Annotated in this window: 21 protein-coding genes; 13 read left to right on the top strand and 8 right to left on the bottom strand. The window is 44.0% G+C overall.

Annotation, left to right across the window (positions count from 1 at the left end; all coding sequences use genetic code 11):
* Window positions 1-17: 17 nt before the first annotated feature.
* Together K0625_RS09755 and K0625_RS09760 are read left to right on the top strand one after the other, a co-directional pair.
* Window positions 18-1,007 (top strand): lytic murein transglycosylase, encoded by a 990-nt coding sequence (locus K0625_RS09755; RefSeq protein ID WP_220109508.1) that lies wholly within the window; start codon window positions 18-20, stop codon window positions 1,005-1,007.
* A gap of 108 nt (window positions 1,008-1,115) precedes the next feature.
* The gene (locus K0625_RS09760; protein WP_220109509.1) at window positions 1,116-1,556 is read left to right on the top strand and encodes a YcgN family cysteine cluster protein; all 441 of its coding nucleotides are present in this window, start codon (window positions 1,116-1,118) and stop codon (window positions 1,554-1,556) included.
* Window positions 1,557-1,593: 37 nt separating this feature from the next.
* Here the strand turns inward: K0625_RS09760 and K0625_RS09765 are convergent, their stop codons facing one another.
* Entirely contained in the window at window positions 1,594-2,763 is a 1,170-nt protein-coding gene (locus tag K0625_RS09765; RefSeq protein WP_220109510.1) for a serine hydrolase domain-containing protein, read from the bottom strand.
* A gap of 259 nt (window positions 2,764-3,022) precedes the next feature.
* Here K0625_RS09765 and K0625_RS09770 point away from each other — a divergent pair, with 259 nt between their 5' ends.
* The gene (locus K0625_RS09770) at window positions 3,023-3,691 is read left to right on the top strand and encodes a Type 1 glutamine amidotransferase-like domain-containing protein (RefSeq protein WP_220109511.1); all 669 of its coding nucleotides are present in this window, start codon (window positions 3,023-3,025) and stop codon (window positions 3,689-3,691) included.
* A gap of 66 nt (window positions 3,692-3,757) precedes the next feature.
* Here the strand turns inward: K0625_RS09770 and K0625_RS09775 are convergent, their stop codons facing one another.
* From K0625_RS09775 to pdsR, 3 genes are all read right to left on the bottom strand, one after another.
* A complete protein-coding gene (locus tag K0625_RS09775) occupies window positions 3,758-4,933 on the bottom strand; it encodes a cystathionine beta-lyase (protein WP_220109512.1) in 1,176 nt (391 codons plus the stop codon).
* A 98-nt stretch (window positions 4,934-5,031) separates the two neighbouring features.
* Complete coding sequence (gene pdsS / locus K0625_RS09780; protein WP_220109513.1) at window positions 5,032-7,209, bottom strand: proteobacterial dedicated sortase system histidine kinase; 2,178 nt, start codon at window positions 7,207-7,209, stop codon at window positions 5,032-5,034.
* A 69-nt stretch (window positions 7,210-7,278) separates the two neighbouring features.
* Window positions 7,279-7,974, bottom strand: coding sequence for a proteobacterial dedicated sortase system response regulator (pdsR, locus tag K0625_RS09785; protein WP_220109514.1), 696 nt, complete (start codon window positions 7,972-7,974; stop codon window positions 7,279-7,281).
* A gap of 301 nt (window positions 7,975-8,275) precedes the next feature.
* Here pdsR and pdsO point away from each other — a divergent pair, with 301 nt between their 5' ends.
* From pdsO to K0625_RS09800, 3 genes are read left to right on the top strand one after another with little or no spacing between them, the layout of a single operon-like run.
* Entirely contained in the window at window positions 8,276-9,013 is a 738-nt protein-coding gene (gene pdsO / locus K0625_RS09790; protein WP_220109515.1) for a sortase-associated OmpA-like protein PdsO, read from the top strand.
* 28 nt (window positions 9,014-9,041) lie between these two features.
* A complete protein-coding gene (locus K0625_RS09795; protein ID WP_220109516.1) occupies window positions 9,042-11,261 on the top strand; it encodes a marine proteobacterial sortase target protein in 2,220 nt (739 codons plus the stop codon).
* On the top strand, window positions 11,254-11,859 hold the full coding sequence (locus K0625_RS09800) for a class GN sortase (RefSeq protein WP_220109517.1): 606 nt from the start codon (window positions 11,254-11,256) through the stop codon (window positions 11,857-11,859). The genes K0625_RS09795 and K0625_RS09800 overlap by 8 nt, the downstream gene beginning before the upstream one ends.
* On the opposite strand, the gene K0625_RS09805 is transcribed toward K0625_RS09800, so the two are convergent.
* The 4 genes from K0625_RS09805 to K0625_RS09820 all read right to left on the bottom strand — a co-directional run bounded on the left by K0625_RS09805 (window position 11,856) and on the right by K0625_RS09820 (window position 16,938).
* Window positions 11,856-12,881, bottom strand: a complete 1,026-nt coding sequence (locus K0625_RS09805) for a GGDEF domain-containing protein (protein ID WP_220109518.1) — start codon at window positions 12,879-12,881, stop codon at window positions 11,856-11,858. The genes K0625_RS09800 and K0625_RS09805 overlap by 4 nt on opposite strands.
* Before the next feature lie 194 nt (window positions 12,882-13,075).
* Window positions 13,076-15,700 carry an MlaD family protein gene (locus tag K0625_RS09810; RefSeq protein WP_220109519.1) on the bottom strand — a complete coding sequence of 875 codons (2,625 nt, stop codon included), beginning with the start codon at window positions 15,698-15,700 and terminating at the stop codon, window positions 13,076-13,078.
* The gene (locus K0625_RS09815; RefSeq protein WP_012324757.1) at window positions 15,669-16,319 is read right to left on the bottom strand and encodes a paraquat-inducible protein A; all 651 of its coding nucleotides are present in this window, start codon (window positions 16,317-16,319) and stop codon (window positions 15,669-15,671) included. The genes K0625_RS09810 and K0625_RS09815 overlap by 32 nt, the downstream gene beginning before the upstream one ends.
* A complete protein-coding gene (locus tag K0625_RS09820) occupies window positions 16,312-16,938 on the bottom strand; it encodes a paraquat-inducible protein A (RefSeq protein WP_220109520.1) in 627 nt (208 codons plus the stop codon). Before K0625_RS09820 ends, K0625_RS09815 begins: the two co-directional genes overlap by 8 nt.
* Window positions 16,939-17,177: 239 nt before the next feature.
* Here K0625_RS09820 and K0625_RS09825 point away from each other — a divergent pair, with 239 nt between their 5' ends.
* The 7 genes from K0625_RS09825 to K0625_RS09855 all read left to right on the top strand — a co-directional run bounded on the left by K0625_RS09825 (window position 17,178) and on the right by K0625_RS09855 (window position 26,296).
* Entirely contained in the window at window positions 17,178-17,462 is a 285-nt protein-coding gene (locus K0625_RS09825) for a YebG family protein (RefSeq protein WP_220109521.1), read from the top strand.
* Between the two features lie 17 nt (window positions 17,463-17,479).
* Window positions 17,480-17,938: a free L-methionine (R)-S-oxide reductase MsrC gene (locus K0625_RS09830; protein ID WP_220109522.1), complete on the top strand. Its 459-nt coding sequence runs from the start codon at window positions 17,480-17,482 to the stop codon at window positions 17,936-17,938.
* A gap of 287 nt (window positions 17,939-18,225) precedes the next feature.
* Entirely contained in the window at window positions 18,226-18,858 is a 633-nt protein-coding gene (gene proQ, locus K0625_RS09835; RefSeq protein WP_041417597.1) for an RNA chaperone ProQ, read from the top strand.
* A 30-nt stretch (window positions 18,859-18,888) separates the two neighbouring features.
* Window positions 18,889-20,961, top strand: coding sequence for a carboxy terminal-processing peptidase (gene prc / locus K0625_RS09840; RefSeq protein WP_220109523.1), 2,073 nt, complete (start codon window positions 18,889-18,891; stop codon window positions 20,959-20,961).
* Between the two features lie 89 nt (window positions 20,962-21,050).
* Window positions 21,051-23,612 carry an aminopeptidase N gene (gene pepN / locus K0625_RS09845; protein WP_220109547.1) on the top strand — a complete coding sequence of 854 codons (2,562 nt, stop codon included), beginning with the start codon at window positions 21,051-21,053 and terminating at the stop codon, window positions 23,610-23,612.
* 89 nt (window positions 23,613-23,701) lie between these two features.
* Entirely contained in the window at window positions 23,702-23,917 is a 216-nt protein-coding gene (locus K0625_RS09850; RefSeq protein WP_220109524.1) for a DUF2835 domain-containing protein, read from the top strand.
* 330 nt (window positions 23,918-24,247) lie between these two features.
* Entirely contained in the window at window positions 24,248-26,296 is a 2,049-nt protein-coding gene (locus K0625_RS09855) for a DUF1302 domain-containing protein (RefSeq protein WP_220109525.1), read from the top strand.

A 26,296-nucleotide genomic window follows, 5' to 3' on the forward strand; every position in this document is an offset into this window, starting at 1 on the left:
TTAATTAGGGATACAAAATGACAGGGATAAATCTCGGAGCCATTAGTGCTACTTTTGTGATCGCAATAGGGTTACAGCATAACGTTTTTGCCCAAGACGTTAAACCCACATCCAGTTTTCAGCAGTTCCTTTCCAGCCTTAAACAGGAAGCAAGAGAGAAGGGGATAGCTGAGCAGACGTTAGAATCGAGCTTTTCCAATATCAAGTTGTTTAGAACTGCGCAAGACAGCAGTAAAACAGCTGAAAAATCGATGACCAACTTAGAGAGTTATATTCCCCAGCGAGTTCCTGAGTGGAAAGTTGATAAGGCCAGAGCTCTATTCCTTCAATACCAAGCAGAGCTTAAGGCTATTGGCGATAAGTACGGTGTTCAGCCTAGATTTCTTGTTGCACTTTGGGCGATGGAGTCAGATTTTGGTGAAGCAGTAAGCCAGTACCCACTGCTGTCAGTTACCGCCTCAAAAGCTTTTGATCAACCAGAGCGTGTCGACTATCAAGAGGAGGTTTTTGCGACTTTGCAGATCCTTGAGCAGGAGTCCTTGCAAGTCAGTGAACTTAAAAGCTCATCGAAAGGATTAGTGGGTCAGCCTCTATTTTTGCCCAGCCAATACCTTCTTTATGCACAAGATTGGGATGGTGACGGGAAGATTGATCTGTGGGGGAATCCTCAAGATATCTTTGCATCTCTTGCTAATTATTTAAAGCAAGTTGGTTGGAAAGGGGAGCAGACTTGGGGACGGCAAGTGTTGTTACCGGACAACTTTGATATCAACCACTCATCTAATGGGATCTCCAAAACGTTTTCTCAATGGGGGGAGCTGGGGATAAGCCGTTATAACGGTAAGTCGCTTCCAAATCGAGATGACATGTCGGTTTCACTCATTATGCCTGACGGTGCAAAGGGGCGAGCTTATCTGGTTTACGATAACTATCGTACTTTAATTAAACGAATGGACTCCGACTATCAAGCTTTGTCGGTGACCTACCTTTCAGAGCGGATCAAGTAGCCTGAAATTAATTAACGCCTTTTGTCGTTTGTGACCCATGACTTCATTGTTATTAATGACTAGTGTAAAATAGCCCGTGAAAACGGGCTTTTTTGTAGATTAAAAATCATGTCATTTTGGAAAGAAAAATCCTTAGCACAGCTTGATACCCAAGAGTGGGAATCATTGTGTGACGGGTGCGGTAAGTGCTGTTTAAATAAGTTAATCGATGATGAAACCGAAGAGCTCTATTACACCAATGCAGCCTGTAAACTATTAGATCATCAAGATGGTCATTGTGTTCATTATCAGGAACGCTTTACTTTTGTGCCCTCTTGCACTCAAGTGACGGCTGATAATGTTGCCGAGCTGACTTGGCTCCCCGATAGTTGTGCATATCGGCGCTTGTTTCTTGGGCGAGAGTTACCCTCTTGGCATCCTTTGATCACAGGCTCGAAAGCTTTGATGCATGAGGCTGGAATGTCGACTCAAAATAAAGTGAAGTGTGAGACAAAGGTTAGATATATCGAAGACCATATCGTGTTGTGGCCGATGAGAGATCTGGACTAATACAGAGATTGTGATTAGTCCAGATAGATTTTGAGCGCTATTTTGCCGTTTTAGTTTTACTGGCTAAGCGCTTCTCTTGTGTTATCACCTTACTCCAAAACTCTGATCCTAGCTCTGCAATAACCCGAGATTCGCCGTTTAGTAACATGGCCATACCTATTTTCAGGCGAGGGGAGTAAGCAATTTCTGCTACATAGCCTGCCACCCACCCCGCGTGATACACCAGCTCTTCACCTTCAAAATCGTAGACTCTCCATCCTTTACCATAATGGGCATCATTGAGATGAGTTCGCCATTCACGGCGTCTAAGTTCCTTACGGGTGCGCACTCCAGGCTCCTTGATATCTTGGAGCAGTTGCGGGCTCAGTACCTTAGGGTTATTGCCTAAATTGGCAATCAACCATTTAGAGATATCTGTGATACTGGCATTGACGCCAGCTGCAGGCTCTACTTGGTAGTAGTTAGGCTTTACCTTGACTTTTTTAAAGCCCGAACGGGTTTTTATATGGGGACTTGCGCGGTTCTTGCTTGCTAGGAAGGCGTCCATTCCTATGGAAGCGGTATTCATTTTAAGGGGGGAGAAGATCCGTTTTTCAACTAAATTTGCGTAACTGCTGCCGGTTTGCTGCTCAATTACAGGTTGGATAAATGAGAAGGCGATATTTTGGTAGCTGTAGCAGACACCGGGTGAGCACATGGGAGTGAGCTTAGAAAACTGAGGGATAATTTTTTTTAGTTTACCGTTGGCATTGAGGATATTGTCGTAGCTGTTAGGCATTAACCCTGTGCTTTGACCAATCACATGGCCCAAGTTGATCTCTTTTGTTGCCGAGGAGTCTGCAAGTTTAAATTCAGGCATGTAGCGGATAAGTGAATCTTCCCAACTGAATTTTTTCTCATGAACCAGCATGGTTGCTAAGGTGCCTGCAAATGTTTTTGATACCGATGCCAATCTGAATACCGTGTTGCTGTTTATATTGAGTGTACCGCCTTTTTTGCGTTTCCCGTATGAGCTCATCTTTAAGATTTTATCATCTTCAATAATGACAAAAGCGCCGCCTGGTACGCCATTTTTCTTTAGCTGCTTATGAAACTCTTGTTTAAAGCTATCACTTAGCGCTTGGTAATCAGATTTCGCCATTGCTTGGGTTGAAAGCAATAAACAGGCAAGAGCGAAAGGGAGAAGTTGTTGCGACTTAAAAAGCATAAAAATTATAGCTCCAAATGAACATCAAAAATGTGCAGCTTAAGAGGGCTTGTAAGTACAAGCGCTGCAACTGTTATAAAGCCACTTCAAAATTCAGGGCTGAATATACCCAGTAAGCTAGGCTAACAAATAAATTTGAATAAAACAGTAGATGTCTGGTGATTTAATCGCCTTACAGTCTCTTTTTTGTTAAAAAACTTGTCACTATTCTCACCTCTGGGTAATCTGGTTTCATCTTGTATTCAATCACTTGAGAAATATGAAACTGGCATTACTTAGTTCTCCTACCTCTTCAAATGGTATCGATGCGATAAAGCTACTGCTCGCAGCTCAGAAAAAGGACGTGTGTAAGCTTGCTTATATCGCCTCAGGTCCTGAGCCTGACAGAGCTTATTTTCGTCAGACCCAAGCGCTTTATGAAGAGTTAGGCGCCCAGATGCCACTTTTTGTCGAGCTTGAGTCGGAGTTTGATGAAGATATTTTGCCAGAGCTGTTTGGCTGCGACGCTATCCACCTAGCGGGTGGAGATACCTTCCGGTTTTTAAAAGGGTTAAAACTAAGAGGGCTGTTGCCTAAATTGAGGCAATATGTTGAAGCGGGCGGGGCGTTAGTTGGCGTGAGCGCTGGTGCTATGCTCATGACACCATCAATTGAGAGTGCTTTTTTATGTGGTGATAGTAATGATGTTGAGCTCAAGGATTTATCGGCTCTAGGGCTAGTTCCATTTCACTTTATGCCGCATCTGCGTAGCGAATTGACCACTCCAGTGGATTTTATCGCAGAGTTGCAGCGAAGGGGGGTTGAGTTTGATGAGGCGTTATTTGAGTCTCTCTATCTGTGCCAAGATAATAGTGCACTGGTAATTATCGATGGAGAGCTAGAGGAGCTGGGTGAGCCGCTGCTTTGGACAAGCTGTGTTGAGTGCTAATTTGTAGGAATCGTCGGATTAAACCTAGGGGTTTTACATAACCTAGGTTTAATCCAGAGTTTTTATTTATTTCAATGCTTGGTTAAATCGCTCGAAACCTGCTTGGAGATCGGCAATCAGATCATCTGGATCTTCAAGGCCAACATGAAGACGGATAAGTGGTTTACTGCTATCCCAATGGGTTGCGGTGCGAAGCCTGTCGATGCCAAATACGCCCAGAATTAGGCTCTCAAATCCTCCCCAAGAGAACCCCATCTTAAAGTGAGCCATATTCTCAACCAGTGCGGTGACTGAATTTAGCGAACCCTCTTTTAATACGAAAGAGAACAGACCATTAGAGCCGCTAAAATCACGCTTAAAGAACTCATGACCAGGGCAAGTGTCGAAAGCTGGATGCCTGATATGGTCAACCTCAGGGCGAGATTGCAGCCAATTTGCCACTTTAAGCGCATTGCGCTCATGTTGCTGCATACGCACGCCTAATGTTCTTAAACCTCGGCTGGCAAGGTAGACATCATCAGGTGAGGTGCATTGTCCCATTAAGTAGCTATTTTCTCTTAATTGATCCCAATGGGCCTCGTTAGAGGTTGCTGTACCCATCATCACATCTGAGTGGCCAACAATGTATTTAGTGGCTGCTTGAATTGAGATATCGACCCCCATCTCGAATGGGCGAGAGTTGATGGGAGACGCCCAAGTGTTGTCTAAGATGACTGTTAATCCATGTTGGTGCGCGACCTTTGCTAAGCTCGGTACATCTTGGATCTCCATGGTGATGGAGCCGGGGGATTCAAGAAACAGCACCTTAGTATTGGGCTTAATCAGGGCTTCAATTCCCGCACCTATCATAGGATCATAGTAAGTGGTTTCAATGCCAAAACCTGCTAGCAGTTTATTACAGAGATCCCGCGTCGGTTCATAGGCGGTATCGACCATCAAAAGGTGATCGCCAGCCTTTAGAAATGAGAGCAGGGCGCCGCTAATCGCCGCAGAGCCTGATGGATAGAGGGCGGTGCCCACTCCGCCTTCAAGCCCAGCAATGGCCGCTTGAAAAGCAAAATGAGTTGGGCCGCCACGTCTGCCGTAAAACATCTCTCCTTTGGCTCTATTTTTAGTCGCGAAGCGCATCTCCTCCATGGTATCGAATACCATGGTTGATGCTCTAAAAACAGGTGGGTTTATCACCCCTTTAGTCCATTTTTTATCACGTCCGACACTGACTATCTGGGTATCTTTTTTCATAGGGCAGCTCTTTTTTACAACTAAAGAATGTGGTTTTAGCCATCTTAACATCTAAACGGCTAAATGAAAGTGAAGATTGATAGGTAAAATGCTACCCACTAATCAAGCGGCAAGCTCACCCGTATCTCCACACCTGTGACTGATCTATCATTTTCATCTACAGGGAGGTTTTTGGCGATGATCTTTCCATGGTGAAAGTCGGTGACTAGCCGCGCAATGTAGAGACCTAAGCCAAGGTGTGGCTTCTCCTGTGCTTTCTGTTGCCTGACAGAGACCATAGATTCAAATATCTGCTCTGCCATATTTTCCGGTAACTCTGGACCTAGATTACGGATAGAGAGCTGCGCTAAGCGATTTTTGGCCGAGAGTGAAACCGAGATTTGGGTATTCTCTAAACTGAACTCTAGGGCATTGGCGATGAGTTTATCCATCAACTGGGCTATATATTCAGGTACCCCTGTCATCATCAAATCCTCATCTGAGATATCTGTGATGAACTCTTTATTGGGGTAGGTAAGCTGATAACCCTGAACGCAACCACTGATCACTTTTGAGAGGGGGAAAGTATCAAGTTCCGCTTTAGATAAGCTCTCCTCTAGTCGGGTAGCTTCACTCATATTATTTAAGATCATATTGAGCCTACTTACCCCTTCTTGTGCCCGATCAACATATTTACGGCTGTCTGGATCGAGCGATTGCAGGCCAAGGTGTTCCAGTGAAGAGCGAACCACGGCGACCGGGGTTCTTAACTCATGTGAAAGCCTTGAACTCATGTTTTCAAGGTAGTGGGTGTACTGGCCTAAACGGCCGACAATATTGGCAAAGCTTCTGGAGAGATCACCTATCTCATCACGGACTTTAGATCCCTTGATGTGCTGTTTAATTCGCCCTTGGCTGTCGATGGCCTCTTCGGCTTCATCTCTGAGTTTTCGGATCCGGCTTGAGATACTTGATGCGAAGAAAAACAGCGCTAATGTACCCATGCTCATGATAGTAATAATGACATTAAAGAGTTTCTCTAACGCCTTATTTCGCAACGTTCTGATCCCGTGTGTGGTCTCTTCTGAGATCACGGCTCCCATCACCTTATCGTCTATCCAGATAGGACTGGCAGCAGCTAAAATCACTGCTTTATTATCGGGGGTTAATCGCCAAGTTGATCCCTGTTTTCCCGATAAGGCTTGTTTAATATGACTGCCGCCTAGAACGGTGGAGTCCTGTAAAGAGTCGATAAAATCTTTAGGCGGTGTGGTTAAGATCCGGTAGTAGAGCGGATGCAGGTATTTTTGTTTAAACCTTCCCCAGAATCCAGGGTTTTTCGGCTCTTTAACTGTGCGAGTCCAGACACTGTTACTGGTGCGAATGTCCCCAGATTTTGCAAGTACGCGGCCATGTTTGTCGACCACCCATATCCGTGAGCTGTTATGACTCATCCCTTTGATGATGCTCTCTATCTCTGGTGAGGGGACAAGCACTGTGCCCAGCTTATCAACATCATCAATGGCAGAGGTGCCCACAATCGCTTCTAGTTCACCGGTTTTGCTGTCGTTAACATCATAGATGGCAAAGCCCAGTTTGCTGCCCACCATCTCCAGTGGGATCCGCAGCTCAACATTATATCCCTGTTCTGTTTTTCTCCATTTACCCTGGATTTTAATTTCAGGAGTGACAGGGGTAGAAAGCGCAGGATCCTCAGGCAGTTCAAATGCGCTGATCCAACCATCTTTTGTTGTGGCAACGATATAACGTCTGAATTTTCCATCGGGTGCCAAGGTGGCGATAGCTAGATGGTCATTTCGATCGATATTAAGGGTATTTTTGCCACGGTACACCACATTGGGATCCGTGACTTCAAAGAAGCCGTAGAGGTAACCTGCGTATTTACCGACCATATGAGTAAAGTTGATGCTTAGAGGTGCATCGGGATCGGCTTTGAATATCTGATGATTGTCGCCGTAGTTTATACTCTTATGTCTATAAGATGCCCAATCAGCTAGCTTCCCATCTAACTGAATAGGCCCTGAGAGTGGGTAGGCGTAGAGATCTCTGCCTTGCTGTACTTGAGTCAGAAAGCTTGCTTGACTATCAAATAGTTTAGGCCTTTCATGCAGGGCGGTAGCGAGGGCTTGAGTCGTGCCCTCTAAGGTTTTCTCCTGACCATGGCGTAGATACTTCTCCATCTCCCAGACATATTGATAGCCAAGCCAGGGGAGACAGAGCAGAAACAGAGAGAGTATGGCAACTTTTGTTCTTAGGCCAATGGGGAGGTTAAACATGCCAGTTTCTCTGTTGATGGATAGATAAAGCTACCGATATTGAGGGGGGACAGAAATGATAATATCTCATTAATTGACTTGAGGCTCCCATCGATATCCCATGCCATAAACCGTATCTATGCAATCAAATTCAGCATCTTGGGCGATGAATTTCTTTCTTATTCTTTTTACATGGGAGGTGATGGTGCTGTCGTCGACAAATATCTTAGCCTCCTGCATCAAGTCTTGGCGGTTTTTAACATGTCCTGGTCGCTTCGCCAGTGAATGCACCATCCAAAATTCAGTGACGGTGAGCTCTATCGGCGCTTGATTCCAAAAAACTTGCATGCGATTAGCGTCAATGGTTAACGCGCCTCTTTCGAGCAGGTTCTCGACTTCGAGTGATTTTCCCTGCAGTTCAGCGCGCCTGAACAGTGCGGCTAATCGGGCGATTAAGTGAGGAAAACTCACATCTTTACTCAGGTAGTCATCGGCCCCTAAACGCAGGCCACAGACGGTATCAAAGTCGCTGTCTCTGGCGGTTAAAAAGATAATGGGTAGGTTGCTAGACATAGCTCTAAGGGACTGGCAAAGCGTAAAGCCGCCATCAATCTCATCCTCTAAGCCGATATCGATAATGGCCAAGTCGGGTAAACGGGTGGCAAATGCTTGCATGGCACTGGGACGATTTGCGTATGCCTGAACGCTATAGCCTTGCTGCTGTAGTACCTCTTTATAATTTTCCCGTATGGCTGCTTCATCTTCCACAATGGCGATACGTTTCATCAATCTCTACCTTCTACTGTTGTCTATGTTGATCAGGCGTGAACAGTTATGAATGAACACTGAGCCTATTGCACTTTAATCTGCGTCTAAAAGACCTTTGTCAGTGACTATACAGGAAATTTTTACGGATTAAAGATGCTGATAACGATTGCCATTTTGTTGCCACAATTGATACCTGTAATGTCATTTTTCCTCCCTGTATCGGCCATTTATCTCCTGTTTAATTGACCTATCGAAACAGATGTTGAGCGGTGATAGTTCACTCGTTCAATCTTTAATCTCCCATGATAGGAATAGAAAAATGAATAAGAAGATAATTGCCCTTTTAGTGATGAGCAGCCTAACTCTCTCAAATGCGACATATGCACAGGAGCAGCTTGATGAGAGAGAGCATAACGAGGAGTTAGTGGGATTGACTTCAGGCATAGTGCTTGGCGCGGTTGTTGGCGGACCTGTAGGCGCCATTATTGGTGCATTTACTGGAGCATTATTGGGTAAGTCGGTTGGGGATGATTCTGAGATTGACGCCCAGCATGCCAAAATTGCCGAGAAACAATCACAAATTGCCGCGTTGAGTAGCGATAAACAATCTTTGCTTGTTATTGCGGGTCAATATGACGAAGCCCAGCAGCAGTTAGCAGAGTTAAAGTTGGCTCAAGACCAGAAGTTAACTGAGCTTGCCATGGGGCTCAATATCCAGTTTAAAACGGGATCCTCTGAACTTGCACCTCACATTAAGCGTCAACTCGATGATCTGGCCTATGCTGTCTCTATCTCACCAGAGCTGAGATTAGACATGACAGGCTACGCGGACAGAAGAGGTGACTCAACCTATAACCAAGCGTTATCAGAGCAGCGGGTAGCGGAAGTCAAATCCTACCTTGTCTCCCAAGGCGTCGATGAGAGCCGTTTATCCTATAAGGCATTCGGGGCCAGCGCGCCCTTGACTGAAGATCAGAGTTTCGAAAATGACTTTTTTGACCGAAGGGTGAATATAAAGCTCATCTCAAATGGATCTGCACTCGCTGCAAACCAATAATCAGCTCAGATAATAAAGGATTATTGTGATGAAAATGGATAATAGCGGGTTCTTGGCATTAAGTTTGGCGCCTTATTTACTCACCATGCTTGCCCCCTTTAGGGGGGCGGCAGTCATTAGAATACTCACTATTGGAGTGTTATCTTGCTTGAGTCTGTTCAGTTATGCTCAGCAGAGGTCGGAGGGTGGCCAAGCAAGCTTGATCTATCACTCCGGCGATGGTGAAGAGCATGTGAGCTTACCACTAACGACACAAGTTGAAATGAAGGTGTCGGGCTGGACAAATCGGGTCAATGTTAGGCAGGTATTTCGTAATGACACTCAACACTGGCTAAATGGCCGTTATCAATTCCCACTGCCTGATGAAGCTGCGGTGGATCATATGCGCTTAGAAGTTGGCAGTAAGATCATAGAGGGGCAGATTAAGGAAAAGATCAAAGCAAAAAAACAGTTTGAAATGGCGAAAAAAGCAGGTAAACGTGCCAGCTTAGTCTCTCAATCTACTCCTAATATCTTCACCACCTCAGTAGCCAACTTAGGACCTGGTGAGGCTTTGGTGGTGGAGATCAGTTACCAAGAGTTGGTGTCCTATCAAAAAGGGGAGTTTAGCCTTAGGTTTCCTATGGTGGTGAATCCGCGATACCTCTCACCAGTCTCAATGCAGGATAAAAAGAGTGGCAGTGTTAGCTTCTCAAACACCTTAGATGCGATTGAAAACTACGCAGCCCATAGCGATAGCATTGGAATAGATTCTGCTGCCAAAGTGAGCATTGAGGTTGAGCTAGATGCTGGAGTGGGATTAAGTTTGATATCGAGTCCCTATCATAAGGTAAGTCGCACTCAGCTAAGTGATTCTCGCTATCGAGTGTCACTTACCGGCGTAAAGGCTGATCGAGATTTTGTATTGAACTGGCGACCAGAGATTGAAACTAAACCTACAGCAGCTGTTTTCTCTCAGCAGGGTAAAACACACTCGTTATCTTCTAAGATACAGGTCGCTCCTACTGATGCTAAAGCGAGTTTAAAAGCTAGCAGGACGAAAGCTGTGGAGGATGATTACGCCTTGCTGATGCTGTTGCCACCTTTAGCGCAGAAGCTAGATGTATCTATTTCAAGAGAGCTTATCTTAGTGATAGACACCTCTGGCTCTATGTCAGGAGCGTCGATTGCGCAAGCAAAACGTGCCCTTAATTATGCCCTTGCTGGGTTAAAAGCCAAGGATACTTTTAATGTGATTGAGTTTAACTCGAACGTTGGCGCGCTATCGCCTTATTCTCTGCCTGCTACAGCGAAAAATATAGGCTTGGCTAATCAGTATGTGCGCTCACTTAAGGCTAATGGCGGTACTGAGATGCGATTGGCACTCAATGCTGCGTTAGACAAAGATACTGAGGCTGAAGAGCTTGGCAGTGAAAGGCTACGTCAGGTGCTATTTATGACTGATGGCTCCGTTGGAGATGAGCAAGTCCTGTTCCAGCTTATTAAGCAGAAGATAGGTGAAAGCCGATTGTTCACCTTAGGCATAGGCTCAGCGCCAAATTCACACTTTATGCGCAGAGCGGCAGAGTTTGGGCGAGGCACGTTCACTTACATAGGTAAGCTGGATGAGGTGCAGAGTAAAATTGAATCACTGCTTTATCAGATAGAGCGCCCCCAGTTGACCGATATTAAACTGAGGTATGCCGATAATAGAGTTCCTGATTATTGGCCTGCCGTGATCCCAGATCTCTATGCTGAAGAGCCTTTGTTGGTCGCAATAAAGATGAACTCGACGCAGCATGTATCATCTCCGACTGAACTTATCGTATCTGGCACCATAGGGGGACAGTACTGGCAGGAAAGTGTGTCACTGAAGGAGAGAAAGCCAGAGTTAGGCTTAGATCTTATCTGGGCAAGGAAGCAGATCGCAGCTCTTGATTTGAGTAAGAACGGGGTGAATGAGCAGAGAGTGAAACAGCAGATCACCGCGTTGGCTCTGGATTATCACTTGGTCAGTGCTCATACAAGTTTAGTGGCCGTTGAGATGACTCCAGCTAGAGCTAGTGGCATCAAGAGCAAGAGTGTTGAGCTGTTATCTGCTATCCCATATGGTTGGGTGCCGCCAGCAACGCTACCTCAAACAGGAACTGCGAGTCGACTGTTTATCTTAATTGGTGGTCTATTATTGAGTTTGTTGGGGATCTATCTTCTGAGTTACTACCGTGCATTTGGCTTAGTGTTGAGCTCTCAGGAGAGGAGAGATGCCTAAGTCAGTGTTTTTTCACCGAGCAATCATATTCATATTACTTGTTTTTGTGGGAATATTTCTTGGTCAGGGAGTCTATATGCAAGCTAAAGCACATTTTGCCCAATACCTTATTGAACAGGCATGGAAGCGAACACTGGTGGATCAACAACCACATAAACCGTGGAGCTGGGCTGATACTTACCCGGTTGCCCAGATGACATTTATCGATGAGCAAGGCAGTAAATCGGGGCTGTTTACTGGACATTCCATGTATGTACTTGAAGGGGCATCGGGTAGAAATTTGGCTTTCGGTCCAGCTCAGCTTCAAGATGGTAGAGAGAGCTGGCGCGGCGAGAGTCGAATTATTGCTGGTCACAATGATACCCATTTCTCCATTTTGGAGGGGGTGAAACAGGGCAAACGGATTAAGCTGCAGGAGAGCGACGGAACAGAAGTGCTCTACCAAGTGGTGGGAACCCAAGTTGTGCATGAGTCTGATACCCAAGTACTTAATTCTGACTCAGATAAACGACTCACTTTAATCACTTGTTATCCGTTCCACTCCCTAACAACTGGCGGCCCGCTCCGCTTTATTGTCTATGCTGAAGTTATCGGTTAGCTGGCAATTGGCATTACTCGGTTTCTGCCCAATCGCTTGGCTTCGTAGAGCAGTTTATCCGATTGCTCTATTAACTGGGTGGCAGATAGTGAAGGATCCCATTGTGCGACACCGAAAGAGGCGGTGATATTGTTGATCATGGCATCTTTTCGTCTGTCTTTTAGTGAGACCTTTTCAAGGGCTCTGCGCATCGCTTCTGCCAAGTGTCTGGCTTTTCTTAGCTGGCTATTGGCTGTGATAACGGCAAACTCTTCTCCTCCGTAACGGTACAACTTGGTTCCCTCTCTGCATGACTCCCCCAGACGTTTAGCGACCGCTTTTAATACTTGATCCCCTAATTGGTGGCCATAGTTGTCGTTAAAGGCTTTGAAATGATCGATATCGATAAGAATCAAACAGAGCCCATCTGGGGATTGGCTTAGGGAGCCTTTTAGATCTGAGTCGAAAGCTCTTCGATTTAACACGCCAGTTAAAGCATCGAATAGGACATCTTTTTCTGATTTTTTCAGTTGCGCCTTTAATGCCTCAATCTCTTGTTGGGCTCGTTTAAGGTGACCTGTAAAATACTCGGTGCTCGAACGTATCTCATCGGACTCCTTTACTAGATTCCGTACCACACCCAATACTTTCTCGAGACTGACTCCCTCCTCCTCAATGCGGTTGAGTTTGTCAAAGTTACTGTCAATCCGTTTTTGAAAGTGAGTGGCGTCTGTGTTGGTATCCTTAAGAGACTGAGAGAGCTCGGTGGCCATCGCTTCAAGGTTTTGCCTCATATCAATGACATCGAGTTCAACTGGATCGGCAACAAATTCACGGTAAAGCAGTGTTGAATTTGAGGGAGGGCAGGTGTTGTGCTCATTGATAATCGTGTCGAGCTGTTCATTAAGCTCAGGTTGCTGTTCACCTACATAGGCGTACCAGAGTGCGTAGTTAGTCGGTGTTGTGGGAATTTGATGTTTGAGCATCAAGGGGACCGCTTTTTTTAAATTGAGTGCAGCGACTTGCATAAGTTCTTTGGACATTGATAAGGCACCTAAATATGAGGGAACTCCCTAAGGCACTTCACATGAATTAATTTTTGTGTTTGAAGTGAATTGGGTAAAAAGCTTGCTGTATATGAAATAATAGTTAAACAGCATTGATGAAGCTAGCAGGTATAAAGAATAAAACCAGAACTTTTGTTCTGGTTTTATTAAATTATTTGTTTTCATTAAGCTTATGGGGCTTTTTGTTCCGGGGCCCAATTTAACCATTCAGGATCAAGCTGCTTTTGCAGTGTAAACTGACTATCAGCCGCTAACTGGTTTGAATTTGAGGTCTTAGATTGTGTGACAACGCCAATGCCACCCGCCAGAATGGTCTCTAATGTACCGGTTTCTATTTTTGCGCCTGAAAACAGACCAATGTCGACTTTGACGCCGGATAGGTCCCAAAATTGACTGCTTTGATTGACCAAGTGGCTAAACTGGCTGTCTATATGAGCATGCATCAGCACTGAGTTGCCTGTTGCAGATAAATTATAATTGTCTACTTGGCCTATTTTCATGCCTCGGAAGAAGATAGGGGTGCCAGACTTGATAGAGCCAAGGTTGTTGTCCTCGAGTGTGAAATAGAGCTCTCCAGCTTTACGTTGTTTAGCTGGCGTGTCTTTAGCAACGAAGTTTACACTCGTGATCTCACTCTTTCCCGGAATGACACCGATATAGGGCCCCGTTACCAAGGTTTCTGGAGCAGTGATGCCTGATAGTGAGATCTGCGCATCAACAATAAAGTAGCTGGCGTCTGTTTGTGTAAAGTGTTTAGCGTAGTTGCCATATAAGTAGGCTTTAGCGGTAACGTTTTCAAGAGTTTTGTCCAGTTTCACAGACTCAACTTCTCCGACTTGATGGCCATGATAACGAATAGGCGCTTTTGCACTCAGTTTAACATCTGCAGGAAAGCTTAGGCTGATTGGCTTAGCTTGAGCTAAGGCTAAAGATTTAGAGGCGTAGAGATGCTCTTGATCTCCATGTTCAGCTTCATCGAGTAAGCCCAAAGTGATACTGCCTTTTAATGCGCCTTGAAGAGGGGCTACATCTATCTCAATACCTGTGAGTGCGGCGTTAACTGACAGGGCACCATTTCGCCAAAATACCGTATTTGACTTAAGTAACCCTGAGAACTGCTCTTGAATACTCAAGTTAACAGTGAAGCTCTGCTCGCCAGTTTGCCAGTTAACATTTTCGACCTCACCTATCTGCATCTTTTGATAATAGACAGGTGCGCCAGAGGAGAGGTCTGCACCATCTGGGCTGCTTAATGTGAGCTTGATTAGGTTCTGGTTTTTAAAATGCTCTTCGGCTGTTTGGCGTGAGGCAAACAGGGATAAGGTAGCCCCTTTTTCCACCTGTGACTTGCTGCTACTTTGAATTAGGCTGATAGCTCCTTGGGTGAGTGTGGCAAAATCACGAGTTTTAACCGAAACTCCCTCAAGGGATGCGTCAATAGAGAGGGCGCTTTCAGGTACAAAGTAACTGTCTTGGGTTACAAGTTGAGTAAATTCAGGCCAGATCTCAATCTGGTACTCTATGCCTGACAAACTGCTGTTTAGTTTTACAGAGTTAACTTTGCCGATTGCGATCTGTTTATATCTGACCTCTGCACCTTCTGCGATACCTTGGTTACTCTCTGAAGTTAAGGTAAGTGTGAGTTTTGATGTCGCCAGCTTATCAGGTTGTTCTGTTAGAAGAGGGTATTGTGATGCTGGTTCACCAGAACCTAGCGAAAAGTTAATCACGCTACCTGTGAGTAATCGCTCTGCATGTTTAACGCCAGAAAGTGATAGGTCTGCCCCCTCTAACCAAAATTGGGAACTCGCTGAAAGCAGCTCTGCATGCTCAGTATTGAGCTTAGCGGTAAACTCAACCCCAGAGTCAGTGAGATTAGAGTCGGTAATGCGGCCAATTTTGATGCCTCTAAATACAATTGCAGTGCCTATGGAGGCTGACTCAGCCTTATCGGCGGTTAAGGTAAACTCTATCCCGCCTAGGGCTAGCTCTTCATTGTCATAAATCTTATATTGTTGGCCTTTCTCTGCTATTTCTGAGTTTTCAGAGGAGCTGAAACTTAATCCGCCAGCCAAAATGGTCGATAAGCTTTCGGTTTTTATCTTTATACCGGAGAGTGAGGCATCTATCTTAAGGCCCGATACATTCCAAAATTGTGAGTCTTTTTTAACCAGATGAGCATATTGCTTCTTAATAAAGGCGGTGAGTGAGATCTCACTTGCTCCTTTGAGTTTATAACTTATCACCTGTCCAACGGGGATCTGGCGATAAAAGAGCTGAGAACCAACATCTAAAGAGCCCAAGGTTTCACTCGTCAGCTCTATCACTAATCCATCTTCATTAGGCAAAATAGCAGGTGCATTTTCTTCTGCTTCAAAGAAAGACTGGGACTCTCCATTTCCGGGTTGAATCGCAATATAGTTGCCAGAGAATAGGGTATCTAACCCCTCAACACCTGTAATTGAAGCTTTTGGAGCTACCAGCCAGAATTTAGTGCCTTTATTAAGAAAAGGATCGGCTCGGTAATCCATTTTCAGATCGACATTAACGCCTTTTAGCTCGTCATCAATACTGATATCGACCACTTTACCGACCGTTAAACCTTGGTAGCGGACTAATGTTTTCCCTACATCAATACCGGTAGCACTGGGGAAATGGATCCGCACTTCGATACCTGCTTCTTTAATACTCTTTACGCCTAACCAAGCGCCTAATGCTAGCGCTACCAGCGGCAGAAGCCAGATTGGAGAGAAGAGTTTCTTTTTAACGACTTTTGGTGCTTCTATTTTTGTCATCTTTCGATTCCAGTCGATCCCAGAGTAAACGAGTGTCCAGTACTTTCGCTGCCATCTGTGTCAGCAAAATCACTAATGCAAATGCAGTGGCGGCTGGGGCAGGCTTGGCATCCAAGAGTTGCCCCATATTAACCAGTGCGACGGTGATGGAAATGACAAATAGGTCCAACATGGACCAGCGTCCTATCCATTCAATGATATGGAAACCTACCATTAGCATCTTCTTGGAGATGGGCAAACGAAAACTGATGGCGGTTAGGTAGATCGTTAAGCCGACTATTTTAAGTAGAGGAACTAATATACTGGCGGTAAAGAGTATAATAGCGATGGGAAACATGTCGGATTGTACTAGATGTGTGATCCCGGTAAAGATGGTGTCATGGCGTATACGGCCACGATCGGTCAACATGGTGATTGGGTAGATATTTGCCGGAATTAACAAGATGGCTGCGGTGATAAGTAACGCCCAGCTTTTTTGTAAGCTAGTGGTATCTCTCACCATTAATGGACTATCGCAGCGGGTACAGTGGGTCTGTTTCTGCTCATTTAGTTTATTACAGGAGGGACAAGTGGTTAACCCCATCTCCTTGCCTTGAGCATTTTCATCGATGTTACTCATCAAGCATGCTCCACATATGCTCTAAATTATATTCACGCTGTAGAAATAGAGTGACGATAAAAAGCATAGAGAAGCAAAACGTTCCCATGCCTAAGAAGATATCGGCAAAATCAGATAAATTGAACACAGACACTAAGATACTGATGAGGTAGATCTCAAGCATGGTTAACTGAGACAGAATATCTTGATACTTCAATAGGCGTTTAAGCAGGTCTCTAAAAAAAGGCGAGTGCAGACGGTATTTAATGATAAGGATCTGCGACAAGATAGATAAGATCAGGATCCCTGGTGCGATCACTGCTGTGAGCATGACCGATATTCCCACGATCCAGTAACCTTGATGGGCGACGGCTATGGCTCCCTCAGCAATTGTAGCTGTTCTAACACTGCCTAAAAAATGTAACTCTAAAATGGGAAGAAAATTAGCGGGCGTGAAAAAGATCAGTGCAGTGATGCAAAGCGCTAACATACCGTTAATAGAGCAGTATGGCGTATCGTAAAGGGCGGTATGACAACGCGGACACAAGGCCCGAACTCCCGAAGGAAGTGCTCGCTTGGTTACCACTAAATCACAGGAGCGGCATAAGGTCACACAATCATCAATACAATCTCGTTCCATCTCTGGCTTCAAATCCCTTATTGGTATCCTGTTTTACATGGACATTTGAGCGGGTAAGCTATCCCACCAGACTAAAACGCGGCTTTAGTATAGTGATGAACCTTAAACCATTCTTAAATATACAGCATCAGTAACTGTTGATAATCAGCTGGATTATATCAGATTTCTCAGAATACTTGCATAAGAAGTTATTTTTGTGAGACTCTGTAACTGTATATAAAAACAGTATGAGGGCAGGTATGGCGGTAATTACTAAATTTGTCGTGGTCAGAGAAGGGGTTGAGAAGATGACATTCACATCTAAGAAGGAAGCTGATGCTTACGACAAGATGCTTGATATCGCTGATCAATTGACGCCTTTTGTGGCGAATTCTGAACTTGAGCTGGATGATAATGTCTGCGAAAAGTTAGCTTTCTATATGGCACAAAATAAAGATGAGTTATTAAGTTTACTTAAAGGTGTGGCACCTTCTGCAGCAAAAACCGTTAAAAAATCGCCTAAAAAGGCAGAAACTAAAAAATAAAGTGTTAGGAAATTTGTATGGATCTGGAATGTTATGACTCCTTAAATCGTCAGGCTCAGGCACTGCTCTCGGGAGAAGATGATCTGGTTGCAGCGATGGCAAACTTTTCAGCCTTGATTAATGATGCTGTAGAGCAACTTAATTGGGTTGGTTTTTATCTTCTAAAAGATGAGCAACTTGTTTTAGGTCCTTTTCAAGGAAAAGTGGCATGCAGTCGTATCCCGCTTGGCAAAGGTGTATGTGGGACTTCAGCAGCAGAAAAACAAACGATGAGAGTTGACGATGTCCATCAATTTGATGGACATATTGCTTGCGATTCAGCCAGTAACTCAGAGATAGTCATTCCTGTTTTCGATAATAATAAGCTTATCGGTGTACTCGATATAGACAGCCCAATTTTGAATCGATTCACCAAAACAGATCAAATTGGCCTGGAAAACTTAGTTAAGAGCTTCGAAAGTGCGTTATTTGGTTAAACTACAACCAATTTCGCGCAATTGATGGTCGCAATCGCGGCCGTCACGCTTATAATAGGCGATTCGAATGATAAGGGCGTTAAGCGTTTCTCATTCTTAGAATGAATGCTTGGCGTTTGTTAATTGTAATTGCTAAGGTATGTCTGCTGCGTTTGTACTCTTGCCCAATGTTTAGTCATAGACTGGAGCTCGAATACAGCTGAGCCTGACGAATATAAACGACCCTTGATGACATATTATGCTGATATGTTTGGATAGAGTCCCTTTTTTTAACTGTGGAAGTAATGATGGAATCAACAGAGAAGTTGACCGACACCAACGCAATACTTGCGTATTTATATGAAACATTTCCTTTGTGCTTTATCGCCGAAGGTGAAACTAAGCCATTAAAGATTGGATTGTTTCAGGATTTGGCTGAAAGGTTGGCTGATGATTCTAAAGTAAGTAAAACCCAATTGAGAATTGCTTTAAGACGCTATACTAGTAGCTGGCGTTACCTAAAAGGCGTAAAAGCGGGTGCACAACGTATCGATCTAGATGGTCAAGCGTGTGGCGAATTAGAGCAGGAGCATATTGAACATGCTCAGTTGACTCTTAAAGAGAGCCAAGAAAAGGCTAAAGCGAAGCGTATTGCTAAAGCTACTGCCGCTAAGGCTAGCGAAAAGGCAAGTAAGAAGCCTGCTAAGAAAGTCGCACCTAAGCGTACAAAACCTGCACCTAAGCCAGTTAAAGAAGCGGCACCGGCTGTTAATTTAACGCCTGCGGTATTAAATGAGTTGAAACAAAACCAGCGTGTTAATGTCAAACTAGGTAAGTCACCTGTTGCCGGTGTGATTGTTGACATTAAGAAAGAAGATGTTCAAGTACAGTTAGACTCAGGTTTAACAGTTAAAGTACGTGTTGAGCACATAATGCTGTAATAATCTTAAAGTAAAAGGAGTAACTTGTTGATGCGAAAAATACCCTTGGTTGTTTCAATCGCCAGTATTTTTGTAGGATTCTCGGCGTGGGCGTTAACCCCATCAATTCCATTCAGCGAGTTACCCGCTTTAACACAGGAGCCGCAACATAAAGTTGCTAGCAAACGTGTTACAGGTCTCTTCACTCGTTCTCATTACCATAGATTCGATCTTGACGACACTTTCTCTGAGCAGGTGTTTAAACGTTATCTCAAGCAGCTTGATTACCGTCGTAACGTGATGCTGCAGAGTGATCTCGATAGCTTTGGCTTATATTCAAAGCAGTTTGATGACATGTTAAAGAGTGGAGATCTGACTCCTGCCTATAAGATGTTTGATCTGGTGCAGAAGCGTCGCTATGAGCGTTTTGCTTACGCCTTGTCTCTTCTTGATAAAGAGATCGATTTTACCGTCCCTAATGATAAATATCAGTATGATCGCGAAGATGCCGCATGGCCGAAAGATGAAGCTGAAATTAATGAGTTATGGCGCCAGCGCGTTAAATATGATGCGTTGAACCTGAAACTGACTGGTAAAACATGGGAAGAGATCGTTCCTGTCCTTGAGAAGCGCTATAACAACGCAATCAAGCGACTGAGCCAGACAAAAAGTGAAGATGTTTTCCAAGGTGTGATGAATGCTTTTTCTCGCACGGTAGAGCCTCACACAAGTTACCTTTCTCCACGTAATGCTGAACGTTTCCAGATGGAGATGAATCTAAGCCTTGAGGGCATAGGTGCTGTGTTACAGATGGATGATGACTATACAGTGATCAAAAGTCTTGTTGCTGGTGGACCAGCTGCAACCAGTGCAAAACTTTCCCCTGAAGATAAAATTGTTGGTGTTGGACAAGATGGCAAAGAGATTGTCGATGTCATTGGCTGGCGTCTTGATGATGTAGTTGAACTGATTAAAGGGCCTAAAGGCAGCAAGGTTGTGCTGCAAATTTTACCTAAGAAGGGCGGCTCTTCGGCTAAGCCGTTTGAAGTTGTTATCATTAGAGACAAAATTAGATTAGAAGATCGCGCCGCAACATCTGAGGTGATTGAACCTGAAGAGGGCATGTACGCTAACCGTAAGGTTGGTGTTATTCAGATCCCTGGTTTCTACATGGACCTCTCAAAAGATGTCTCTAAAGAGTTGGTTAAGCTGAAAGAAGCGCAAGTTGAAGGCATTATCATTGATCTGAGAGGGAACGGTGGTGGTGCGTTAACTGAAGCAACCTTGTTAACTGGTCTGTTTATTGAGCAGGGACCTGTGGTTCAAATCAGAGACGCTAACGGCAAAGTGTCTCAGAATCGGGATAATGATGGCAAAGTCACCTACTCAGGTCCACTGAGCGTGATGGTTGACCGCTATAGCGCATCAGCATCAGAAATTTTTGCTGCAGCGCTTCAAGATTATGATAGAGCCTTGATTGTCGGTGAGTCTACATTTGGTAAAGGCACGGTGCAACAGCACAAGAGCCTTGGTCGAATTTATGATATGTATGAAAAACCGATCGGCCATGTTCAGTACACTATCGCGAAATTTTACCGAATCAATGGCGGCAGTACTCAGCTTAAAGGTGTGACTCCTGATATCTCTTTCCCTAGTGCATTAGAGCCTGGTGAATATGGAGAAGCGGAAGAGGAGAATGCACTGCCTTGGGATAAGGTGCCTGTTGCTCAATACGGTACTTTGGGTGATATCAACCCAAATTTAATCACTAACCTAGATGTTAAGCATCAGGCTCGTATCGGCAAAGATGTTGAGTTTGGTTATATCTATCAAGATATTGCTGAGTTTAAAAAGCATCACGATGAGAAAACCGTTTCTTTGGTAGAAAGTGAGCGGATCAGTGAGCGTGAAGCTAACGATAAAAAGCAATTAGATCGTTTAAATGAGCGCCGTGTTAGCCAAGGTTTGGCCATGGTTAAGAGTTTAGACGGTGATGATGAGACTGAAACTGACTCAGAGAGTGAGGAAGAGGTTGAAACACCAGATGCATTCCTTGATGAGACTGTATACATCACTTTAGACTTAGTTGATATCGAGCGAGTAGCGAAAAACCAAGTTAAATAGAGTTAAACGTTCAGATAAAAACGCGCTATAAGCGCGTTTTTTTATACTAAATCCGCTTTAGCGGATAATAGATGATTGAAGGCTGGCATATGACACAGATGAAAGCAAAATACCTTAAAGATTACCTACCACCGGCATATACGATCACCCATATTGATCTTGATTTTAATTTAGCGGGTGAACAGACCCGCGTGATCGCTAAGAGTCAACTTGTTAGAAAAGATTCAGCGCAGACAAGGCTCGTGCTCGATGGCGATCAGATGAAGGTTTTGTCGGTTAAGCTCAACGGTGAAGCGATCGACTATGTTCAAGATGAGACCAGTTTAAGCATTGAAGCCGATTTTTCTGAATTTGAGTTAGAGATAGTCACGCAGCTCGATCCCGAGGCAAACTCAAGCCTAGAAGGCCTCTATATGTCAGATGGGGCATATTGTACTCAATGTGAAGCAGAAGGCTTCAGGCGCATCACTTACTTCCTTGATAGACCAGATGTATTGGCTATCTATACTGTGCGAGTTGAAGCTGATAAAAATGCATTCCCTTATCTGCTGAGTAACGGAAACTTAATTGAACAAGGGACGCTTGAGAACGGCCGACATTTTGTTCAATGGCAAGACCCATTCCCTAAACCTGCCTACCTATTTGCGCTTGTTGCAGGGGATTTTGATCTGTTAGAAGATGAGTTTATTACCCGCAGTCAGCGTCCTGTTAAGCTGCAGGTATTCGTTGATAAAGGCAATTTACATAAGTCGCATCACGCGATGGCGTCACTGAAAAAGTCCATGGCTTGGGACGAGTCCAGATTTGATCTCGAGTATGATCTGGATATCTACATGATTGTTGCTGTCGACTTTTTCAATATGGGAGCGATGGAAAACAAAGGGTTAAATGTTTTCAATACTAAGTATGTATTGGCAGACACTAGCTCAGCGACCGATGATGATTACCATGGTATCGAGTCTGTTGTGGGTCATGAGTATTTCCACAACTGGACTGGAAATAGGGTGACATGCCGCGATTGGTTCCAGTTAAGCCTTAAAGAGGGGTTAACTGTCTTTAGAGATCAAGAGTTCAGCTCAGATCTGGGTTCTCGTGCCGTTAACCGTATTCATGCTATTAAGGTGATTAAGAATCAACAGTTCGCAGAAGATTCCGGCCCGATGGCACATCCTATTCGACCTGAATCTGTGATTGAGATGAATAATTTTTATACAGTAACGGTTTATAACAAGGGTGCGGAAGTGATACGTATGATGCATACCTTGCTGGGTGAAGCCCGGTTCCAAGCTGGCATGAAGCTCTATTTTGAGCGTCATGACGGACAAGCTGTGACTTGTGATGATTTCACTACAGCCATGCAAGATGCAAGTGGGGTTGATTTAAGTCAGTTCACCTTGTGGTATAGCCAGTCTGGTACCCCTGTTGTAAGTGTGGCGGAGAGTTTCGATGAGGTGAAAGGGGAATACAAGCTAGTGATTGAGCAGCAAACTCCTGTCACTGTCGATCAAACAACAAAAGCTGCGATGCATATTCCCTTCGATCTTGAGCTTATCTCAGCAGATGGCGACTCCATGTTAAGTGAAGTCTTGGATGTTAAGTCATCTCATCAAGAGTTTGTGTTTAGCGATTTAGCTCATAAGCCTACTCCGTCACTGTTACAGAACTTCTCTGCACCAGTTAAACTTCATTTTGATTACTCGGTTGAGCAATTGGTTCATTTGATGCGTTTCGCATCGAGTGAAGTCGCTCGTTGGGAAGCATCCGTGGCCCTTATCAGTCAGTCAATCTGGGATAATGTTGCGAATCTTGCGGCTAAAAAGGCGATGCATCTAGATCTAAGGGTGAGTGATGCCTATCGAGGCGTAATATTGTCAGATTCTTTAGATGCTTCATTGGTGGCAGAAGTATTGACTCTACCTAGTGTTTCAGCCCTCATTGAGCAGGTCAATAGTGTTGATCTTGATGCTTTAGTGCTTGCTCGCGACTTTGTTATTGGTGAGTTGGCGTCCACCTGTGAAGATGAGTTATTAACTCGTTATTGCGAACAGGCTGAGGTTGATGAAGCAGGTGCTCGGGCGCTTAAGAACGCTTGCCTATTACTTTTGCAAAAAGTGTCAGATCAGCATCAACAACATGCTCAATCACAATATGAAAATGCATTGAACATGACCGATAGCTTAGGGGCTTTACAAGCGCTTAACGGTGAAGAGTCTTCTCTGAGAGAGAGCTTGATGACTGACTATGAGAAGCGCTGGTTAGAGACACCACTTGTGATGGATAAGTGGTTAACTCTGCAGGCAACCTCTGGCTCTGAAACCTGTTTAGAGAGATTAGAGAAGCTTACTGAGCACAGCTCATTCTCTTTCTCAAACCCAAATAGAGTTCGCTCTTTAGTGGGGGCTTTCGCCGCTGCTAACTTAGTGCAATTTCATCGACTTGATGGTAAAGGTTATGGTTTTTTGACTGAAACAATTATTAAATTAAACAAATTAAACCCACAAGTTGCGGCAAGGCTTATCACACCATTGATTCAGTTTAAAAAGTTTGATCTTGATAGACAAAAACTAATGAAAGCATCATTGGAGCAGATTTTAGCACTGCCAGAGCTTTCTAAAGATCTCTATGAAAAAGTATCAAAAGCACTTGATTGATAAGCTGCTCTTTAGCTAAATTTTTTACTGTAATTAACGCCGATGATACCGAAATCATTGGCGTTATTTTTCTGATAAGAATGTATATAATGATTTTTTACTTCTCGATTAACGTGAATTATCAAGAGTTTGAACGGTATTATCAAGGCCATGCTGATAAAGTTGAGGTACGTGATAATGAAGGTAGGATCCTATGGATCCATGGCAGACATTTTCGCCCATTTTTAACAAGAGCCGGTGTTCAGGGTCAATTTAAAATGGAGTTAAGTCAAAGTGGTGAGCTCCTGTCACTTTTAAAAATTTAGAAAATATTTATTAGAGTAATTACTTCAAACGACTGATTATATTGTTAATCTACAATTACTCAGTCGTACTCATTGTATCTCATTGTTATTTATTACCTTTCCCCGTCTTATTTACTTCTTTTTTCTTTGGTGTGCCAACTTTTTAAATCAAGCGTTTAAATTATTGTTTTATTATTGATGAAACTCTTTAAAACTTCAGAAGATTTTCTCCTATTCAACCTTGCTCATCAGATGTAAATGCTGTAACAATGGTGTTACCTGTCGGCTAACGAAATGTTGGTTGTCATTCCTATAACAAAAGAATCCAGCAGGTTACGGAGAAGAGCTAAAATGAAAAAGGTTATTAACGGCTTTAATAAGTCGACGCTTGCTTTAGGGATCGTAGCGGCATTGAGTATGGGAGTAACATCCAGTGTCAATGCTATATCTTTCAATTGGGGAGAAGTTGAAGGTACGTTCGATACGACTTTGTCAGCAGGGGCAAGCTGGCGCGTTGAAGGTCGGGATTGGGAGAGCCATATCGGTAAGGTGAATCACCCAAGGTTCGATTGGTCTAATTATTCCGCATTTAACAATACTAAATACACCTCAACAGAGATCTGGGCCCAACCAGGCTCCTATTCAAGTAATGGTGACTTGAGTAACCTACTTTATTCTCAAGGAGACACCACCGCAGTTGTATTTAAAGGTCTGCATGAACTCTCTTTGAAATATAAAAACTTCGGTATGTTTGCACGAGGCATGTATTTCTTCGATCAAAAAGCCAATAACGGTAGCTATGGATATACAGATCCAATTACTGGGCAAGAGTATGATCCCTGTGCAGATTCAAAAGCATCGGAAGTTCAATGTAAAGACATTCGACTGTTAGATGCATTTGTTTATGGTGATTTTGATTTTAATGATGGCGCTAACCCATTAACTGTTCGTATCGGTAATCAAGTAGTCTCTTGGGGGGAGAGCACGTTAATTCCTCACGGTATTGGTGTGATTAACCCAGTTGATCTTAATATCTTGAATGCACCAGGTGCTGAGCTTAAAGAAGCTTTTAGACCTCAAGGTATGATCTGGGCATCATTGGGCTTGACCGATGAGATGTCTGTTGAAGCTTTCTATCAATATGATTGGGAACCTGTTTGGGTACCAACTCCTGGTTCATATTTTTCAACCAATGATTTTGCTGGATATGGCGGTTATGGCCAAAATGCACAGTTAGGCTTTAATGCTAATCCAGATATCAACCTTGCTTTTTTAGAGCAAGAATACAACAACCTAGTGGCTATGATGTCCTCAGGTCAACTCTCTTCTGCTGAACTAGGCGCACTTGCATTAGCTTATCCAACCAAGGTGACTTTGGTTGAAGATCAGGCCAGTGCCAGTGATTCGGGTCAGTTTGGTTTGAAGATTGGTTACTATGCGCCTGAACTCGGTGAAACTGAATTCGGCCTCTACTACATGAATTACCACAGCCGTCGTCCGCTTATCAGTGGTACCGTGGCTAACTTTACTCAAGAAGCTGTTGGTCGCGATCTTGCTAGGCTTGGCGGCGTGGCAGCCAGTGGTGGAACTGTAGATCGTGAAACCTTGTTAGGTTTAGAGACCTTCTCTAAAGCACAGATTGTTTACCCAGAAGATATTCGACTGTATGGCTTTAGCTTCAATACCTTAGTTGGAGATACGTCTGTTGCGGGTGAAATCGCTCACCGTAAAGATGAGCCGCTGCAGATTGATGATGTTGAGCTGCTATTTGCCGCTATGCCACAACAGCTAGCTAATGCTGGTTTGCGTCCAGATTTGGATGGCATCTCACAGATGGATGTGATTGCTCCTGGTGAAACCGCAGAGGGTTATATCTTAAGTGATACTACACAGGCGCAGTTTACCTTAACGCACCTGTTTGGCCCAACTTGGGGCATGAGCAATTTAGTGATGCTTGCTGAAGTGGGTGGTGTTTGGATCCACGATATGCCAGATCAAGATGTATTGCGTCTAAATGGTCCTGGTACTGGCCGCTCAGGTGGTAACCCTGACATGCCTGGTATTATTCAAGCATTGCAAGATGGTGTAGAAACTAATCCCTTCCCGACAGATTTTGCTTGGGGATACCGTTTAGTGGCTAAAGCGGATTACAACAACCTGTTTGCTGGTGTAAACATGTCTCCGCGTATTATCTTCTCTCATGATGTTGATGGTATCACTCCAGATCCTATGTTCCTGTTTACTGAAGGTAAGAAGTCAGTATCTGTTGGTGTTAACTTTGATTATCAGAGTCGCTGGGGAGCAGATTTTTCTTACAACAGCTTCTTCGGTGGTGTAGGAACAACGAACCAGATGTCTGACCGTGATTACGTGTCATTTAACATCAAGTATTCAATCTAA

This window comes from Shewanella nanhaiensis, assembly GCF_019457885.1.
In the GTDB taxonomy this organism is placed as follows: domain Bacteria; phylum Pseudomonadota; class Gammaproteobacteria; order Enterobacterales; family Shewanellaceae; genus Shewanella; species Shewanella nanhaiensis.